Annotated in this window: 16 protein-coding genes and 2 pseudogenes; 6 read left to right on the forward strand and 12 right to left on the reverse strand. The window is 73.5% G+C overall.

Going from position 1 to position 16641, the window contains the following annotated elements:
* Positions 1-221 precede the first annotated feature (221 nt).
* Positions 222-758, forward strand: a pseudogene (lspA, locus tag AB0910_RS30625) (signal peptidase II); the annotation flags it as partial.
* A gap of 80 nt (positions 759-838) precedes the next feature.
* On the opposite strand, the gene AB0910_RS30630 reads toward lspA, so the two are convergent.
* The 3 genes from AB0910_RS30630 to AB0910_RS30640 form a co-directional block, all read right to left on the reverse strand.
* The gene (locus tag AB0910_RS30630; RefSeq protein WP_366747942.1) at positions 839-2083 is read right to left on the reverse strand and encodes an amidohydrolase; all 1245 of its coding nucleotides are present in this window, start codon (positions 2081-2083) and stop codon (positions 839-841) included.
* A gap of 122 nt (positions 2084-2205) precedes the next feature.
* Positions 2206-3045: an alpha/beta fold hydrolase gene (locus AB0910_RS30635; protein ID WP_366747927.1), complete on the reverse strand. Its 840-nt coding sequence runs from the start codon at positions 3043-3045 to the stop codon at positions 2206-2208.
* Positions 3046-3581: 536 nt separating this feature from the next.
* Positions 3582-3884, reverse strand: a complete 303-nt coding sequence (locus AB0910_RS30640) for a hypothetical protein (protein ID WP_366747928.1) — start codon at positions 3882-3884, stop codon at positions 3582-3584.
* A 193-nt stretch (positions 3885-4077) separates the two neighbouring features.
* On the opposite strand from AB0910_RS30640, the gene AB0910_RS30645 reads away from it, so the two are divergent.
* From AB0910_RS30645 to AB0910_RS30660, 4 genes and pseudogenes are all read left to right on the forward strand, one after another.
* Positions 4078-4932: a helix-turn-helix transcriptional regulator gene (locus AB0910_RS30645; RefSeq protein ID WP_366747929.1), complete on the forward strand. Its 855-nt coding sequence runs from the start codon at positions 4078-4080 to the stop codon at positions 4930-4932.
* A gap of 13 nt (positions 4933-4945) precedes the next feature.
* Positions 4946-5173 carry a DUF397 domain-containing protein gene (locus AB0910_RS30650; protein WP_366747930.1) on the forward strand — a complete coding sequence of 76 codons (228 nt, stop codon included), beginning with the start codon at positions 4946-4948 and terminating at the stop codon, positions 5171-5173.
* Positions 5170-5373, forward strand: a complete 204-nt coding sequence (locus AB0910_RS30655; protein WP_366747931.1) for a DUF397 domain-containing protein — start codon at positions 5170-5172, stop codon at positions 5371-5373. The genes AB0910_RS30650 and AB0910_RS30655 overlap by 4 nt, the downstream gene beginning before the upstream one ends.
* 39 nt (positions 5374-5412) lie before the next feature.
* Positions 5413-6151 (forward strand): annotated as a pseudogene (locus AB0910_RS30660) (hypothetical protein).
* Between the two features lie 21 nt (positions 6152-6172).
* Here the strand turns inward: AB0910_RS30660 and AB0910_RS30665 are convergent.
* The 3 genes from AB0910_RS30665 to AB0910_RS30675 form a co-directional block, all read right to left on the reverse strand.
* The gene (locus AB0910_RS30665; protein ID WP_366747932.1) at positions 6173-6757 is read right to left on the reverse strand and encodes a helix-turn-helix domain-containing protein; all 585 of its coding nucleotides are present in this window, start codon (positions 6755-6757) and stop codon (positions 6173-6175) included.
* 4 nt (positions 6758-6761) lie between these two features.
* Positions 6762-8318, reverse strand: a complete 1557-nt coding sequence (locus tag AB0910_RS30670) for an MFS transporter (protein WP_366747933.1) — start codon at positions 8316-8318, stop codon at positions 6762-6764.
* Positions 8319-8520: 202 nt separating this feature from the next.
* Entirely contained in the window at positions 8521-9378 is an 858-nt protein-coding gene (locus AB0910_RS30675; protein WP_366747934.1) for a helix-turn-helix transcriptional regulator, read from the reverse strand.
* 86 nt (positions 9379-9464) lie between these two features.
* On the opposite strand from AB0910_RS30675, the gene AB0910_RS30680 reads away from it, so the two are divergent.
* A complete protein-coding gene (locus tag AB0910_RS30680) occupies positions 9465-10322 on the forward strand; it encodes an SDR family oxidoreductase (RefSeq protein WP_366747935.1) in 858 nt (285 codons plus the stop codon).
* Between the two features lie 140 nt (positions 10323-10462).
* Here the strand turns inward: AB0910_RS30680 and purU are convergent, their stop codons facing one another.
* The 6 genes from purU to AB0910_RS30710 all read right to left on the reverse strand — a co-directional run.
* Entirely contained in the window at positions 10463-11335 is an 873-nt protein-coding gene (gene purU / locus AB0910_RS30685) for a formyltetrahydrofolate deformylase (RefSeq protein WP_366747936.1), read from the reverse strand.
* Between the two features lie 85 nt (positions 11336-11420).
* Positions 11421-12338, reverse strand: a complete 918-nt coding sequence (locus AB0910_RS30690; protein WP_366747937.1) for a tetrahydrofolate dehydrogenase/cyclohydrolase catalytic domain-containing protein — start codon at positions 12336-12338, stop codon at positions 11421-11423.
* Between the two features lie 56 nt (positions 12339-12394).
* Entirely contained in the window at positions 12395-13477 is a 1083-nt protein-coding gene (locus tag AB0910_RS30695) for a ferredoxin--NADP reductase (protein ID WP_366747938.1), read from the reverse strand.
* Positions 13478-13481: 4 nt separating this feature from the next.
* Positions 13482-14690 carry a uroporphyrinogen decarboxylase family protein gene (locus AB0910_RS30700; protein ID WP_366747939.1) on the reverse strand — a complete coding sequence of 403 codons (1209 nt, stop codon included), beginning with the start codon at positions 14688-14690 and terminating at the stop codon, positions 13482-13484.
* 5 nt (positions 14691-14695) lie between these two features.
* Positions 14696-15604 carry a tetrahydromethanopterin S-methyltransferase subunit H gene (locus AB0910_RS30705; RefSeq protein WP_366747940.1) on the reverse strand — a complete coding sequence of 303 codons (909 nt, stop codon included), beginning with the start codon at positions 15602-15604 and terminating at the stop codon, positions 14696-14698.
* A gap of 464 nt (positions 15605-16068) precedes the next feature.
* A partial coding sequence (locus AB0910_RS30710; RefSeq protein ID WP_366747941.1) for a MerR family transcriptional regulator occupies positions 16069-16641 on the reverse strand: 573 nt, incomplete at its 5' end.

A 16641-nucleotide genomic window follows, 5' to 3' on the forward strand; every position in this document is an offset into this window, starting at 1 on the left:
TGGGTCGCGCGGGTGCACAGGGCGCAGTAGGGCGCGCCCCGCCCGGGGGGAGGCCGGGCCCTCGCGGCCGTCGGCCCGGCAGCGGCGGGGGCGGCACCCGGGCGCGCGGGGCCCGGCGCCGCATCGGGGGCGTGCGCCGGGCGTACCGTTACGCTGCGACAGCACGCCCTCCCATCCGGCACGGACCAGCCTCGGCGTCCCCCGACCCCGCGGAGCACACCATCAGCACCTCCGGCACCCCGCAGCACCCCACAGCGCCCGCGCCAGGACCCGCGCGCCGCCGGCGCATCGGTGTGCTGGTCTCGGTGGCCCTGTTCGCCTATGCGCTCGACCAGGTCAGCAAGGTCCTGGTCGTCGCCCATCTGGAGAACCACGCGCCGATGGCCCTGCTCGGCGACTGGCTGAGCCTCCAGGCGTCCCGCAACGCGGGCGCCGCGTTCTCCATGGGGCAGGCGCTGACGGTGGTGTTCACCGTGATCGCCGCCGTCGTCATCGCGGTGATCTGCCGGATCGCCAAGAAACTCTTCAGCCTGCCCTGGGCCTTCGCCCTCGGCCTGCTCCTCGGCGGCGCCCTCGGCAACCTCACGGACCGCGTGCTGCGCTCGCCCGGGATCTTCCGGGGCGCGGTGGTCGACTTCGTCGCCGTGCGTTACTTCGCGGTGTTCAACCTCGCGGACTCCGCGATCGTGTGCGGCGGCGTCCTGGTGGTCGTGCTGTCCTTCCTCGGCACCAGCCCCGACGGCCGCCGCGAGCGCGAAGGCGCCGCGCCGGGCGCGGCCGTCGAGCAGGCCGCGGCCGCGGAGGAGACCGGCGGGGCCTGAGGCCCTGCCGTACGGCGTCAGCCAGGCCCGCTGCCGCCCAGCCAGGTCAGCGCGGCGACGACGAGCGCCCGCACCCCGACGTCCAGGGTGGGCCGGGGGACCGGTGCGAAGTACGGGCTGTGGTTGACCGGCACGTCGCGCGCCACGGTCCCGGCACGCTCGGCCGCCGCATAGCGCTCCGGGTCGGTGCCGCCGATCACCCAGAAGACGGCGGGGACGCCGAGGGCCCGCGAGATCTCGGTGAAGTCGTCGCTGGGGCTGAGCGGTTCGGCCGTCCGCGCGTCCCCACCGAAGTGCCGGGCGAAGGCGGCCGCGACCCGGGCGGTGGCCGCCGCGTCGTTGACCGTGGGCGGGAACGCCGAGAGGTGCTCGAACTCCGGCTCGCGCGGCGACCTGGACGCCTGGCACTCCGCGCGGACCATACGGGTGACCGCCTCAGTCACCCGCCCGCGTACATCCTCGTCGAACGCCCTTATGTTGACGGTCAGTTCGGCGGAGTCCGGGATCACGTTGGGCGCGTCGCCGCCCGCGTGCACGCCGCTCACGGTGACGACCGCGCGCTCGGCCGGGCCGATCTCGCGCGCCACGATCGTCTGGAGCCGCAGCACCACCATGGCCGCGAGGACCACGGGGTCGACGGACGCCTCGGGTTGGGAGCCGTGCGCGCCCCTGCCGTGCACCACGATCCGCAGCGTGTCGGCGGCCGAGAGGAACGGCCCCTGCCGCGTGCCCACATACCCGGCGGGCGCGTGGAACACATGCTGTGCGAGCGCCACTTCAGGGCGCGGGATCAGCCCGGCGAGTCCGCCCTCGACCAGGGCGCGCGCACCCTCGGCGTTCTCCTCCGACGGCTGGAACACCGCGACCAGCGTGCCGCCCCAGGCCTCGGGCGCCCCGGCGAGCAGCCGCGCGGCGCCGAGCAGGCACGCCATGTGCACGTCGTGCCCACAGGCGTGCATGGCGGAGGCCGGCGCCTCGCCGTTTGCCCCGGCCGGCGCGGCGTACGGGAGGCCCGTGCGCTCCACCCCGGGCAGCGCGTCCAGTTCTGCACGCAGCAGCACGGCGGGCCCCGGCCCGTTGGCCAGCACCCCCACGACGCCGGTGCCGCCGACGCCCTCGGTCACCGTGAAGCCCCACGACCGCAGGTGCCCGGCGGCGAGCGCCGCCGTCCTGTGCTCGCGGAACCCCAGCTCGGGATGGGCGTGCAGGTCGCGATACCACTCCGCCACGTCCTCGCGTACGGCCCCGAGCCCCGCGAGCACCCGCGCCGCGCCCGGAGTGCCGCCGAGCCCGCTCTCGCCGCTTGCGCCTGAGCCGTCCGCGCTCCCGCCGTCCGCGCCTGAGCCGTCCGCGCTGTCGCCGTCCGCGCCGGGGCCGTACGGCGTCACGCGCGTATGCCCGTCTGAGGCAGCTCCGCGATGAAGTCGCCGAGCAGCGCGGCCAGCGCGTCCGGCCGGTCCAGGTGTACGGCGTGCCCGGCGCCCGGCACGACCTGGACAGCGCCCCGCCACAGCGTCGGCACGGTCAGGCCCCGCAGGTATGCGAGCGAGACGAACCGCTCCTCGGCGCCGTGCAGCACCGCGATCGGCTGCCGCAGCTCCTTGAGCACCGCCGTCTCGTCCGCGAACCGGCCCTCGGCCACGCTGCGGGCGAGCCCGGCGCGCGCCGCGGGGTCGGTGGCGAGCGCCTCCGCCACCAGCGGCCCGGTCGGCACCGCGGAACCGGGCGCGAGGAAACCCGACACGTACAGCGCGGCGCGCTCCGCGTCGAGCTCCTCCTCGAAGGCCATGCCCATCCGCTCGTCCGGCAGGTACGCCTCGGCGAAGGAGGCGCCGTCGCGCACGGCGGGCGTGCCGAACACCGCGTACCCCGCAGGGTCCGCGCCCAGCAGCGGCGCCGCCTCGACGAGCGCGTTGCCGCCGAGGCTCCAGCCGACGAACACCGCGTCGCGCACGCCGAGCGCGTCGGCGAACTCCGCGATCGTCGCGCTGTACCCCGGCATCGCGTAGTCGTCGGCGCCCGCGGCGGGCGGCGCCGAGCCCCCGTGCCCTGGCAGGTCGAGCGCCACGCACGCGAACCGCTCCCCGAACTCCCCGTCGAGCAGGGGCGCCCAGGTCGCGGAAGAGGAGGAGTTGCCGTGCACCAGGACCACGGGCCGCCCGCGCCCCCCGCTGCGCCGATAGCCGACCTCGGCACCCCTGACCCGGACCGTCTGCAAAGCCACTGGCTCTCCCTCAGTTGCGAGCGGGCCCCCGGCCGGGGCGGTTCAAGGTAATCATGGACCGGCGTCACCAGGGACCGCCCACTGGCCCCAACCACGCGTGCGGGCAAGCCGGTTCGCGCCCGCGCGGGCGCGAACCGGCCGCTCACGATCCCGAGGTGGGGGTGCGTCCATGTCTCGGCGCCGCGGAAACCGATCGACTCGTAGAGCGGCCGGGACATCGGGTTGTTCTGTGTGAACGCGGGCCGGGCGCCTGCGGTGACGGCGTGCCGCAGGCGGGCGGCGACGAGGGTGCGGTAGTAGCCGTTGCGCCGGTGCTGCGGCGGCACCGAGCCGTTGAACAGCCCCACCTGGTCGCCCGCCATGATGTTGAAGCCGGTGCCGCCGGCTTTGAGGGCGAACGCCGTCATGCCGGGTGCGTCCAGCGGGGCGGGCCTGGTGAAGACGTCGGTCATCGCCCTCGGCATGTCGAAGCCGCTCGCCAGGGTGGCGGCGAACACCTCGTGCCCGCTGCCCGGCACCTCGCGCACCGGGCCGCCTCAGCCGCGGGCGGCGCGGGGCAGCCAGACGAGGCGGGTCGCGCAGGCGTCGTCGCCGGGGAGGAGGCGGGTCACGGAGTCGGGTGACGCGAGCGTCCACCGCCGGCCGCGCGGCCCGATGACCTCCGTCCTGCCGCCCTCGTGCGCGTGCCCCCACGCGATGACCACGGCGTCGGCGTCGTCCGTGCCCGCCGCGTACTCGGCGACGACGGCGAACATCCGCGGCGCCGTCTCCCGTACGAGCGCGAGCAGTTCACCCTCGTAGCCGAGCGGCTCGGAGTCCGGCGTTGCTGCGGTGCTCATGGCTTTTCCCCTGTCGACGACTGCGGGTGGGCCCGCGATCGCGCGGGCACGGCGAGGGCGGGGCCGGTTAGGATGGCTCGACTCGCTACTGTAGCGGTAATGGTAGTAAAGTGTCTGCCCGTCGAGAGAGTGATGTGCTTCCGCCTCACTGCCGGGTGACGCGCCACCCGCGTGCATGGGGAAGGACCCGGAGATGCCACCGAGCAAGCTGCCGCCCACCATCCGCCAGCGGCGGCTGGGAGCCGAACTGCGGCGCCTGCGTGAGGGCGCGCAGCTCAACGTCAAGGCGGCGGCGGAGCTGCACGGCACGACCCAGTCCCGCATCAGCAACATCGAGAGCGGCGGTTATCCGGTCGGCGCCGACCGGGTCCGGACACTGGCCTACCTGTACGGCTGCACCGACCACCACTACATCGAGGGCCTCGTCGCCATGACCGGCGGCCGCGTCAAGGGCTGGTGGGAGGACTATCGCGAGGTCCTGCCCGCGCCCTTCCTCGATGTGGCCGAACTGGAGCACCACGCGTCTTCCATGCGCATCGCCTGCGGCCTCCACATGCCAGGGCTGCTCCAGACGCCCGATCACGCGCGTGCCCTCCTGCGAGGAGTCGTGCCGCCCTACGACCCGCCGAAACTCGAGCACTTGCTGTCCTTCCGGATCAAGCGCCAGGCCGTTGTTTACGCTGAGCGGCCGACCCCCGTGTCCTGCGTCATCCATGAGGCGGCGCTCCGTATGGATGTCGGCGGCCGGGCCGTGGCCAAAGCGCAGTTGGGGCACCTGCTCGACATGGGCGAACGAGAGGGCATCACCATCCGTGTGCTCCCTTTCGGGACCGGCGCCTACCCGAGTTCCGGCTCGGGCATCGTCCACTTCCAGGCGGAGGTACCGGAACTGGACAGCGTGCACGTCGACACGGACACGTTCGCCGGCTACGTGGGGGCGCAGCCCCAACTCGTCATGTATCGGGCTGTGCTCGATAGGCTGGAGGAGAAGGCGCTCGAACCCGAGGAATCCCGGGGCTTCGTGCAAGCGCTCGAACGGCACATGTGATGAGGTAATCCCCATGCCCAACTACGCATGGCAGAAGTCCTCGTTCAGCGGGACGGGCGCCAACTGCCTCAACGTCGCCCGCGATGTCGGGGACGGCACGATCAAGCTCCGCGAGAGCGACGATCCGGATGTGGTGGTGACGACGAGCCCGGAGAAGTTGCGGGCGTTCATCCTGGGCGTCAAGGCGGGAGAGTTCGACCACTTTGTTGGCGAGCAGGCGCTAGGGGAGCGAGCGCTGTGACTGACTACAACTGGCAGAAGTCATCCTTCAGCAGCAGCAACGCCACGTGCTTGAACGTCGCGCGTGACACCGGGGACGGCACGATCAAGCTTCGTGAGAGCGACGATTCGGATGTGGTGGTGACGACGAGCCCGGAGAAGTTGCGGGCGTTCATCCTGGGCGTCAAGGCAGGGGAGTTCGACCACTTCGTGAACGAGTAGGGGGCCCTGCGCCGACCTGCTCGCACAGGGAGATGCTTCATGAACGACTCCGCGCCCGCGCGGCGCCGTCTTGCCGCGTTGCTGGCGCGCGACGGTGTCCTGGTGTCGCCTCGGCTGCGCGCTGCTGTCGAGGCGGTACCGCGTGAACTGTTCCTGCGCGCGGGCGTGTTCCTCGATGAGGGTGGGCTGTGGCGGCCCGTGACCGCAGTCGGGGCGGGCCCGGACGAGTGGGTGGAGATCGCGTACGGCGACGATACCCTCACCACCCAGCTCGACGGGTACCTCACTGCCGACCAGGCCGCTGGGCCGGTCGCGGGCGTGCCGACGTCCTCCTCGACCATGCCGGCAACCGTGGTCGGCATGATCGAGAGCTTGGACATGAAGCCCGGTCACCGTGTGCTGGAAATCGGCACGGGGACGGGCTACTCCACCGCTCTGATGTGCCACTTCCTGGGCGAGGACAACGTGACCACCGTCGAGGGGGACCCGGACGTGGCGCGCCGGGCGGACGACGCCCTGGAGGCCGCGGGGTTCTCCACCTGGACCGTCACACCCGGACCGTGAGTCGTTCGCTCAGTTTGTCGCCGACGGCGACACCTGGACGGTCCGGCAGGGCGGTCCCGTGTGCCTCTGGGACAGAGTCGAGGAAGCCCTCACGACCTGGCGGGGTGCGGGCAGCCCGGGCATCGACGCCGTGCGGCTGCGCGTCACCCGGGCGTCGCACCTGTACTGGGTCGACGGCGCACCGGCGCTGCGCTGGGAGCACCGGCTGGCGTGACGCGCCGCGGGCCCCGGGGGGTCAGTTCAGGAGGTGGCGGAGGAGGGGGAGGAGGGTGTCGGGGGTGGCGGCGGAGAGGTGGGTGAGGGTGCCGGCGCGGCGGGCCAGGGCCACGCCTACGAACGCGGCGGTGAGCAACTCGGCGCGCAGGGCCGCTGGTTCGTCGCCGGTGCGGGCGAAGCGGTCCCGCAGCGGAGCGACGATGCGGCGGTCAAGTTCCGCGGCGGCCGCCGCCTGGGCCGCCGGGTCGGCGTACGGGCGTACCGCCACCTGCGTGACCGGACCGGGGCCCTGCCGGTCGATGCGCTCGACGAGGCCCGCGAGCCGGGTGTCGTCGAAGAGGTCCGCGAAGGTGTCCGTGTCGCTCTCCGCGCGCAGGACGGCGATGAACAGCTCGGCCTTGCTGCCGAAGTAGCGCGCGATCATCGACGGGTCGACGCCCGCGCGTTCGCCGATGTCCCGCGCGGTGGTGCGGTCGTAGCCGCGCTCGCCGAAGAGTTCGCCCGCTGCCATCAGCAGCCGCTCGCGGCTCGCCGCCGCGTCCCTGCGGCGGGGCCCCGGGCGGGATCCCGCGGCGGGGGCGGGCTGTTCGGGCTTCGGCGGCACGGGGTCAGCCTCCCGTCGCGTCGTGCCGTACGGGCTCTGCGGACGCGCGGGCGGCGGGCACGGGGCCCGCGGCCTCGGCGTCGGCCAGGCCCTCGTCCGCCAGCACCCGGTCGCCGGGCGCGGCAGCGGCCGACGCGGGCGCGCCCTGCGCCCGGTCGCGCAGGCGCGGCAGCAGCAGGGCGACGACGGCGGTCACGATCCACATCGCGCAGCCGAAGAGTGCCGCGTCCGTGTAGCCGCCGTCGGTCGGCAGGGCGCCGCCCGCGGGGGTGTGGGCTTCGAGTACCACGGCGCTCAGCGTACTGCCGGAGGCGTAGCCCACGTACCGGATGACCTGGTTGAAGCTGGTCGCGCTCCCGGTCTCCTGGATCGGCACCGAGCCGACGATCAGCCCCGGCATGACGGCGAAGATCGCGCCGACGCCGAGGCCGGTGAGCGCCATCACCGCGAAGACCTCCCACAGGGAGCCGTGCGCGAGGCTGAACAGGCCGAGGCCGAGCAGGCCCACCACCGAGCCGAGCGCGAGCGCGGTGCCCGCGGGCACGCGCGTCGCCGCGGCCCGGGTCAGGCGCGTCGAGACGGCGCTCGCGGCGGAGAACGGGGTGAGCGCGAGACCCGCGATGAACACCGACCCGCCGAGGCCGTAGCCGCTGCTCGCGGGGGTCTGGACGAAGCGGGTCACCAGCGAGATGGGCAGGTACATCCCGACGCCGGCGAGCAGCCCGACGGCGTCCGCGGTCAGCACCGCGTTGTGCCGCAGCAGCCGCAGGTCGACGAGCGGGTGGGCGGCGCGCAGCTCCCGTACGACCCAGGCGGCGAGCGCCAGCACGGAACCCGCGAGGACGGCGGCGAGCAGCGGGGAGGTCCAGCCCCAGCCGTCGCCCTCGCTGAGCGCGAGCAGGAAGCCCACGAGCGCCGCGCCCAGCAGCACGGCGCCCGACAGGTCGACGGGGCGGCGGGTGCGCTGGGCCGAGGGCGGTACGACGAGCGCGGCGACGGTCAGGCCGAGCGCGCCGACGACGGCGCCGAACCAGAAGGCGACGTGCAGCCCGCCGAACTTCGCGATCAGCCCGGTGATCGGGTAGCCGAGACCGATGCCCACGACGGTGGTGACCGAGAGGACGGCGGCGGCGGGCCTGGCGCGCTCCGGCGGCAGGGCGTCGCGCACGGCGGCGATGCACAGCGGGGTCAGGACCAGCCCGATCCCCTGGAGCGCCCGCCCGACCAGCAGGAACGCGAAGCCGAGCGGCAGCGCGGCGAGCACGGCGCCGGCCGTCACGGCGACGAGCGAGCCGATGATGACCCGGCGGCGGTGCGGGCCGTCGCCGAGCCGCCCGGCGAGCGGGGTGGCGACGGCGGCCACCAGGAAGACGATCGTGAGGGCCCACTGGGCGTCGCCCACGGATATGTGGTCCGCCGCGGCGATGGTCGGTATCAGGGGCGCGCCGAGGCTGCCCACGACGGCGACGACCATGGCGACGAAGATCAGCCCCGGTACGAGGAGCCGGTGGGGCGGGGTGGCGGCCGGAGCCCCGGCCTCGCTGGCACGCGCACTGTTCATATGAAGAGTCTACGGCTGATGTCCACAGGTGATGTCTACGGGTGTTGGCTTCTGTCGCGGGGAGGGGTACGCCGCGGGGGCGCGTGCGTCGTGGGCCCGCAGACGTCGTGGAGTGTGGGTGCCGCCCATACGCGCGGGGAGCGCGCCGCGCGCTACGGGCGGACCGTGCGCCGCGCGCTACGGGCGGACCGTGCGCCGCGCGCTACGGGCGGACCGTGTGCCCGGCGCCCGGGCCGAGGAGGGCCAGCAGGGCCAGCGCGTCGGCATCGGGGGAGCCCTGGGGTGCGGTGTACAGGACGAGGTGCTGGTCGCGGTCGGTCAGGGCGAGCGTGTCGCAGTCGACGGTGACGTCCCCCACCGCCGGGTGGCGGAAGGTCTTGGTCAGCATGGGCGCTGCCTGGACGTCGCGCTGCTCCCAGAGGCGGGCGAACTCCGCACTGCCCGCGAGGAGTTCGGCGACGAGGTCGGCGATGGCCGCGTCGTCGGGGTAGCGCGCGGCGGCGGCCCGCAGCTCCCTCGCGGCGTGGCAGCGGAACTCCGCGGCGTCGGCGGCGCCGTACAGCGCGGACCCGTCGTCGCCGCGCGGGCCGAGGAAGGCCACGCGCGCCAGATTGCGGTCCGCGGGTTCGAGGGACCCGAAGTCCGCCATGAGCGCGGCGGCGAGGTCGTTCCACGCGAGCACCTCGAACGCCGCCGAGGTCACGAACCCCGCGGTCTGCGGCAGCCGTTCGAGCAGTGCGAGGATGCTCGGCCGCACGTCGCGGCGGTGCGGCGCCGAGCGGAGCGGCGCCGTGCCCGCGAGCACGTGCAGGTGCCCGCTCTCCGCCTCGGTGAGCCGCAGCGCGGCCGCGATGCCCGCGAGCACCTCGCCGGACGGGCGGGGCGCGCGTGCCTGTTCGAGGCGTACGTAGTACTCGGTGGAGATGTGGGCGAGCACCGCGACCTCCTCGCGCCGCAGCCCCGGTGTGCGGCGGCGCGGCCCCGCGGGGAGGCCCACGTCGGCGGGGCGCAGCCGCTCGCGGCGGCTGCGCAGGAACGCTCCGAGCTCTTGCCTGTCCACGGGCCCAGTATGCGCGGCCCGCCGCGGCTCATCCTGGTACGGACTGTGCCTGACACCGCACCGCGCCCCACGGCCAGGCTGGCGGCATGACGAACGAAGGCACCACCCCGAGCAGCGACGAAGGCACCACCCCGAGCGGCACAGACAGCTCCAGCTCACGCGGCACCGGCGGCACGCGCACGGCCCCCATCGGCCTGCTCTCGGGCAAGGTCGTCCTCATCACCGGCGCGAGCCGCGGCATCGGCGCCGCGGCCGGGCGGCTGTTCGCGGCGGAGGGCGCGAGCGTCGTGCTCGCCTCCCGCGACACGGCCGCGCTCGGGCGGCTCGCCGACGGGATCCGCGCCGAGGGCGGGACCGCGGAAGCGGTCGCCTGCGACCTCGGCGACCCGGCCTCGGTGCGCGCGGCGGTCGACCGCGTGGACGAGCTGCACGGCAGGCTCGACGGCGCGTTCAACAACGGCGCGGCCGGCCAGCTCCCCGGGCCGCTCGACGAGACGGGCGACGAGGACATCGACCGGATGTTCGCGGTGAACTTCCGCGGCCAGTGGACCGCGATGAACCGCGAGGCCGCGCTGATGCGGCGCGGCGGCGGTGGCGCCATCGTCAACACGTCGAGCATCGGCAGCCGCCGCGCCAACCCCGCGCTGCCCGCGTACGGCGCGATGAAGCGCGCGCTCAACAGCCTGGGCGAGTCCGCGGCCGTGACCTGGGGCCCGCAGGGCATCAGGGTCAACACGATCACGCCGGGCGGCACGGCGACCGAGATGATCGACGAGTGGGAGGCCGCGACGCCCGGCGTGGTCGAGCGGATCCTCGCAACCACCCCGCTCGGCCGGATGGGCGCCCCCGAGGAGGTCGCGCAGGCCGCCGCGTGGCTGCTCAGCGACCGCGCGTCCATGGTCACGGGCGCGACGCTCGCCGTGGACGGCGGCGCGGGCGCCTGATCCGGGCGCCTGATCCGGGCGCCTGGGCCGGGCGCCTGGACCGGGCCCTGCACCGGGCGCCTGGGCCGGGCCCTGGACCGGGCGCCTGGGCCGGGCGCGCGGCGAGGGAGCCCCCGGCCCCTCCCCGCGGGCGCCCCCGCTCAGTGGAAGACGATCGTGCGGTGGCCGTTGGCCAGTACGCGGTTCTCGGTGTGCCAGCGCACCGCGCGTGCCAGGGCCTGGCACTCGACGTCCCGGCCGAGCGCCGCCACCTCGGCCGCGCTCATGGAGTGGTCCACGCGGGCCACCTCCTGCTCGATGATGGGCCCCTCGTCGAGCTCCGCGGTCACGTAGTGCGCGGTGGCGCCGACCAGCTTCACCCCGCGCGCGTGCGCCTGGTGGTAGGGGCGGGCGCCCTTGAAGCTGGGCAGCATCGAGTGGTGGATGTTGATCGCCCGGCCTTCGAGCTGCTTGCACAGATCGTCGGAGAGCACCTGCATGTACCGGGCGAGTACCACGAGGTCGACGTCCAAGTCCCTTACCAGGCCGAGGAGGTCCGCCTCGGCCTGCGGCTTGGTCTCCCGGGTGACCGGCACATGGCGGAACGGGAGGTCGTAGGTGTCGGCGAGCCTGGCGAAGTCCGGGTGGTTGGAGACCACGGCGGCGATGTCGACGTTCAGCGCCCCGATGCTCCACCGGAACAGCAGGTCGTTCAGGCAGTGCCCGAACTTGCTCACCATGATCAGCACGCGCTGTCGCGACGCGGCGTCCGTCAGCCGCCAGTCCATCCTGAACACCGCGGCCACCGCGCCGAACGCGGTCCGCAGCGCGTCGATGTCCAGTGCGTCCTCGCCGACGGGGCGGAACTGCACCCGCATGAAGAACGTGCCGGTCTCCGAGTCGTCGAACTGCTGGCTCTGCGTGATGTTGCACCGCTGCTCGTCGAGGAACCGCGCGACTGCGAAGACGATGCCCGGCACGTCCGGGCACGACAGCGTCAGCACGAAGTCCCGGCCCGCGGTCGGTGGGGTCATGCCCTTGTCTCCTCCTGTGAGGCGCCCTCGTGGCGCTGCTGGGCGGCGGAGTCCAGTCACTCCCTGGGACATGTGGGTCGAGTGGTCAGCACGCGGCCGCGGCGCCGCTCAGCAGCCGGGCCGCGGCGACGGTGTTGCGCATGAGCCAGATGTCGGTCACCGGCCCGACGCCGCCGGGCACCGGCGAGACCGCGCGGGCCCGCGCGGCCACCGAGGCGAAGTCGGCGTCGCCGACCATCCGCAGCCGGCCGGTGGCGTCGTCGGTGACCGGGTTGATCCCCACGTCGATGACGACGGCGCCCTCCTTGACGTGTTCGCCGGTGATCAGCCCGGCCTGCCCGGCCGCGACGATCACCACGTCGGCCCGCCGGAGATGGGGGCCGAGCCCGGTCGCCGACCGGCTCGCCCACTCGTCGACGGACTCCACCGCGGCCTGGCGGTGGTAGGCGAGCGACACCAGGGGCTTGCCCACGTTGTTGGAGCGCCCGACCACCACGATCAGCGACCTGCGGTAGAAGGCCGTACGGTCCTCGCCCGCGTCGTCGAGCCAGCTGTCCAGCAGATGGAAGGCGGAGGCCGCGGTCGACGGCACATAGCGCGGGGTGCCCAGCGCGAGCAGGCCCGCGTTCTCCGGGTTCACCGCCTCGATGTCCTTCAGCGGCGACAGCGTGCGGAACACGTCCGCCTCCCGGACGCCGGCCGGCAGCGGCCGCAGCACCAGGACGCCGGTGACCTCGGGGTCCGCGTTGAGGTCTGCGATCGCCTCGGTGACCTGCCGCTGCCCGGCGCCGCGGGGCAGGGCGTGGCGGCGGTAGGGGATGTCGAGTTCGTCGGCGGCGCGCCGTAGCCGCCGCTCGTACGCGGCGGCGCTGTAGTCGTCGCCGACCATCACCGTGGACAGCGCGCACGGCAGCCCGCGCTCCCGCAGGTCCTTGGCCTCAAGGGCCACGGCCTGCTTGAGCCGCGCGGCACATGCCCGCCCGTCGATGATCTCTGCGCTCATGCCTGTTCCGGCTTCCTGCTCGTAGCGACTCGTGGTGGTGGTGCCGCTCGCGTGCCTCAGATGTCGTCGAAGTCGATGTGCACGGACTCGGTCCTGGCCCGGGACAGGCATGCGAGGATCAGCCCCTCCTCCAGGTCGGCGGGGCGCAGCGTCTTGGTGACCCCGGGCCGCACGCCCACCTGTCCCTCGGTGAGCTTGACGATGCAGGAGGAGCACGTCCCCTCCTGGCAGGAGAACGGGACGTCGTCGCTGACCCTGAGCAGCGCGCTCAGCAGCGGCTCGCCCGGCTCGGGCGTGACCTCGATGTTCTCGCCGCCGAGTACGGCGGTGAGCAGCGTGCAGGGCTCGGGCTCGGCGGCGGGGGCGTCGCCGGGGACCAGCAGGTCGGCCTCGTCCCCGTCGTCGTCGAGCACCAGGTCGAAGCTCTCCTTGCGGATGTCGTCGATCCCGACGCCGTGCGCGGTCAGGAACTCCTCGGCGTCGGACATGAACGCCTCGGGTCCGCACAGGTACGCGGAGACCGGGAGGCCGCACTCGGCCGTCCACTGTGCCCAGCGGCTCTCCAGGTACGCGGGGTCGACCCGGCCGCGCGCCCCGGTCCACGACGGGTCGGGGCGGCTGAGCACGTGCTCGACGACGGCGCCGTCGGCGGCGAGCGCCTCGACCTCCTCGCGCAGCATGACCGAGTCGGTGTGCCGGTTGCCGTAGACGAGGGTGACGCGGTGCCCGGCGCCGCTGTGCAGGGCGTCCCGCGCGATGGCGAGCAGCGGGACGATGCCGCTGCCCGCCGCGAGCAGCAGGATGTGCCGGGGCTCCTGCGAGGGGGTGTACAGGCGCCCGCGGGGCGTGACGACTTCGAGGAGGTCCCCGTCCGCCACGCTGTCCACCAGGTGGGTCGACATCCGGCCGCCCGGTATGCGCTTGACCGAGATGTGCAAATGCTCGTCGAGGCCGGGGACGGAGGCGAGCGAGTACTGCCGGGTGATCTCCTCGCCGTCGAACTCCTCCTCTATCGCGATGAACTGGCCCGTGCGATAGGTGAAGGCGGTGCGCAGGTCGTTGGGGACGTCGAGCCAGAGGCTGACGGCGTCCTCGGACTCCTGGCGCCGCCTGAGCACCTTGAGCGGATAGGTGGCCATCGGGTCACCGCCTTTCTGTGCTGCTCTGATGGGCCGGCTCCGGGGACGGTGTGCCGCCCGCGAGCCGTGGGACCTCGTGTGCCGCCGCGGCCGCCGCGCGGTCGAGCACCTCGCGCACCGGGCCGAGGCGCCGCAGCCGTTCGATGTCGTCGTCGGTGAGGGCCCGTACGAAGTGCGCGGCGCGCGCCACGGCGAACAGCTCCTCCTCGGTGGCGAGGCTGTCGACCGGCGCGGCCACGACCGGTGCGGAGCGCACGAGTTCGTCGGTGAGCACGGCGATGGACCTGCGGTCGTCCTTCGCGAGCGCGTGGCCGAGCGCCAGCAGGTCGGTGTAGCCGTGCAGGACCATGGAGGCGGGCAACTGCGCCCGTACACGGTCGAGTTCCATGCCCTTCGCGTCGTACTGGAGGTTGACGAGCTCGACGCCGAGGTCGGCCAGGTCGGGCAGGATCGACGCGACGGCGCCGCAGCAGTGGAAGCACACGGCGGCCGCGGTCTGCCGCCGGATGCGCGAGAACAGCGTCCGCAGCCTGGGCCTCACGAAGGTGCGGAAGTCCTCGTCGGACAGGAACATCCCGCCCTGGTAGCCGTAGTCGTCGCCGTACAGCACGACGTCCGGCGGGCTCGGCAGGGCCGCGAGCATGCGCTCGTAGCCGGTGGCCACCGATTCGAGCGCCCAGTCGAGCAGCGCGTTGGCCACCCGCCAGTTGTCGGTGATGTCCATCATGAACTGCCAGCTGTTGCGGAGCTGGAAGCAGGTCTCGATCAGTCCCGAGCACGGCGCGTCCGCCACGACGAGCGGCCGTGCCGCGCCGCCGGTACGGGGCGCGGGCTGGACCAGCCGGGGCCACTCGGGCCGGGGGTGGCGGGCGACGGCGGGTGGATCGGCGTCCTCCAGGGGGTGGTTGAGCGGGGCGGGCGCCCCCTGGGACCACAGCCACTCCACCCCGAAGGGGTCGGTGAAGGTGTCGTCGTCGGACACCCGCGGCTGCTCGTAGAGGAGCCCCGTGCGCGCGAAGTGGGAGCCGAGGGCCGCCGTGTCGGCGGCGTCGAGCGCCAGGGTCTGGAGCACGGGGTGCCCCACATAGCCGATCTTCGCCGCGAGTTCGGGGGCGCCGGGGCCGCGCACCCCGCTGACCGTGGAGGTGCCGACGTCGACCAGGACGGACCCGCCCGGCTCACCGGCCAGTGTGCGGCCCCATTGCTGCACCACGTCCATCAGTTCGCGCCGCCCCCGAGCTTGAACATCTTCAGCAGCGGATGGCCCTCGGGGAGTTTCGCGCCGTCGAGCTCCTGCGCGGCGAACCCGTAGAACACCTCGGCGCTGCCCGCGATATGGGTGACCGCCTTCGTCTTCTCGATCAGCCCGTAGTGCAGGAAGTCGCCGCCCGCAGCGCGGCAGGCCACGAGGGCCGCGCCCAGCGAGTAGTTGGTGTACTCGCGGCCGAGCTCGCGCAGCCCGGTCCACTGCGAGATGCAGTTGGAGAAGGCGCAGCCCACGGGGAAGCCGAACCGCTCCCGTACGGCGCTGATCCCGCGGACGCACAGCCCGACCGACGGCGGGTCCATCGTGCCCAGGTCGACGATCGGGGTCTCGACGCCGATGTCCTGGAGTATCGGCAGGTAGTAGTCCTCGATGAACTGGCAGCAGCCCTCGGGCGTCGGGTCCGCCCCGTCGTTCGCCATGATCATCACGGCCGCGGGGCGGTGCTTGCGCAGCGCGTCGAGCTCGTCGTCCTCGGTGTCCATGTTGAGGGAGGCGAAGATGCACCGGTCGAGGAAGCCGTGTTTGGCGGCGATCTCCAGACCGGCGATGTGGACCTCGGCCTCGCTCGCGTTGATCATCATCGGCAGCGGGGAGTTCTCCGCGACGAACGGCAGGAACTTCTCGATCGCCTCCGTGGACGCGGCGATGACGTCGATCGCGACCTGCATGCCGGTGCGCCGGGACGCGTCCGTCGCGGACTTCAGGAGCTTCGCCGCGCGCTCCTCGTCGAAGTCGCCCGCGAAGGCGTCCTTGACGACGGAGTGCTTGTCGTAGAAGAGGCTGCCGACGAGCAGCCCGGTCCGCCCACCGAGCGGTCCGCCGATCGTCGCTTCTCCGATGGTGAGTTGGTGCAGCGTCATACCCATACCTCCAGGCGGGCGCAGCCGCCGGCCCACCGGGGGTGACCCGTCGGGCCCTGCGCGGGGCGCGGTGCTTCGGACGGCCGCCGCCGTGCGGGCGTGCGCACGGCCGGGGCGGTGGGGAACGGTCCTCCGGGGGCGGCGCCCTGCGGCGCGCCCGACCGGTGGCCGGTGGGAGGACGAGAGGCTTCGGACGGCATCGGCGGCTCTCCGTTGGCACGTTCGCGAGTGGGAGCCCGGGGCCGGTACGACGACCTGGCCCGGCTGCCCCGTACGCCGGCGAGACCCCTCATTCGCCCGCCTGTAATCCTGACGCCAACGTACGATTTACGCAATAGTCAGGTGCGGTGTCGTGTGCGGCCGAATCCTGCGGGGGCGGCGGGCCGGCGGGACACAGTGGCGCCCGCCGGCCGGTGGACGGCGGGCGGGCGTCGTGGTGTCAGGGGGCAGGCGGTGCGGGCGGGTCAGCGGCCCTGGGCCTTCGGGCCCCTGGCGCGCAGTTCGCGGGAGAGGTGGGGTTCGGTGGGCTGTGGCCTGTTGTCGTCCCAGGTGAGGTGGAGGATGGTGGCCGAGTCGAGCTGCCGCTCGCACGGACACTCGGGGCAGTCGATCCGGTTGGGCCGGTTCGGACAGCTCCAGCACGTACGCACCAGACGCTCGGTCTTCTCCAGATCACTCAGCAGATAGCGGATGTTGGCCAACTGCGTCCGCAGCTCGGCGCGCAACCGCCCGAAGACCTCGACGAGTTCGTGGCTCGACTCCTCGCCGGTGGCGGACGAGGGGCGGATGGTGGCGAGCTGTCTCAGCGTCTTGAGCGGTACACCGAGCGCGGTCAGCCGCACGCAGACTTCGAGGCGCTGGACCGCGAAGTCCGAGTAGTAGCGCGTGCCCTTGTCCGTACGGGCCGGGGTGACAAGGCCCTGCTCCTCGTAGTACCGCACCGTGCGCAGCGTCACCCCCAGCAACTCCGCGACCTCACCGGCCGACTGGTACCCCAACCGCCGCGCCTCGGTGGCGTCCATACCCCATCGGCCTCC

It is taken from the genome of Streptomyces sp. NPDC047002, from assembly GCF_040704505.1.
GTDB lineage: Bacteria > Actinomycetota > Actinomycetes > Streptomycetales > Streptomycetaceae > Streptomyces.

What these genes read in the sequence shown, in the direction of transcription:
- AB0910_RS30640 (WP_366747928.1), bottom strand. Translation starts at nt 3,884, where the DNA reads ATGAGCACCGCAGCAACGCCGGACTCCGAGCCGCTCGGCTACGAGGGT.
- AB0910_RS30680 (WP_366747935.1), top strand. Translation starts at nt 9,465, where the DNA reads ATGACGAACGAAGGCACCACCCCGAGCAGCGACGAAGGCACCACCCCG.
- AB0910_RS30645 (WP_366747929.1), top strand. Translation starts at nt 4,078, where the DNA reads ATGCCACCGAGCAAGCTGCCGCCCACCATCCGCCAGCGGCGGCTGGGA.
- AB0910_RS30705 (WP_366747940.1), bottom strand. Translation starts at nt 15,604, where the DNA reads ATGACGCTGCACCAACTCACCATCGGAGAAGCGACGATCGGCGGACCG.
- AB0910_RS30695 (WP_366747938.1), bottom strand. Translation starts at nt 13,477, where the DNA reads ATGGCCACCTATCCGCTCAAGGTGCTCAGGCGGCGCCAGGAGTCCGAG.
- AB0910_RS30690 (WP_366747937.1), bottom strand. Translation starts at nt 12,338, where the DNA reads ATGAGCGCAGAGATCATCGACGGGCGGGCATGTGCCGCGCGGCTCAAG.
- AB0910_RS30650 (WP_366747930.1), top strand. Translation starts at nt 4,946, where the DNA reads ATGCCCAACTACGCATGGCAGAAGTCCTCGTTCAGCGGGACGGGCGCC.
- AB0910_RS30670 (WP_366747933.1), bottom strand. Translation starts at nt 8,318, where the DNA reads ATGAACAGTGCGCGTGCCAGCGAGGCCGGGGCTCCGGCCGCCACCCCG.
- purU (WP_366747936.1), bottom strand. Translation starts at nt 11,335, where the DNA reads ATGACCCCACCGACCGCGGGCCGGGACTTCGTGCTGACGCTGTCGTGC.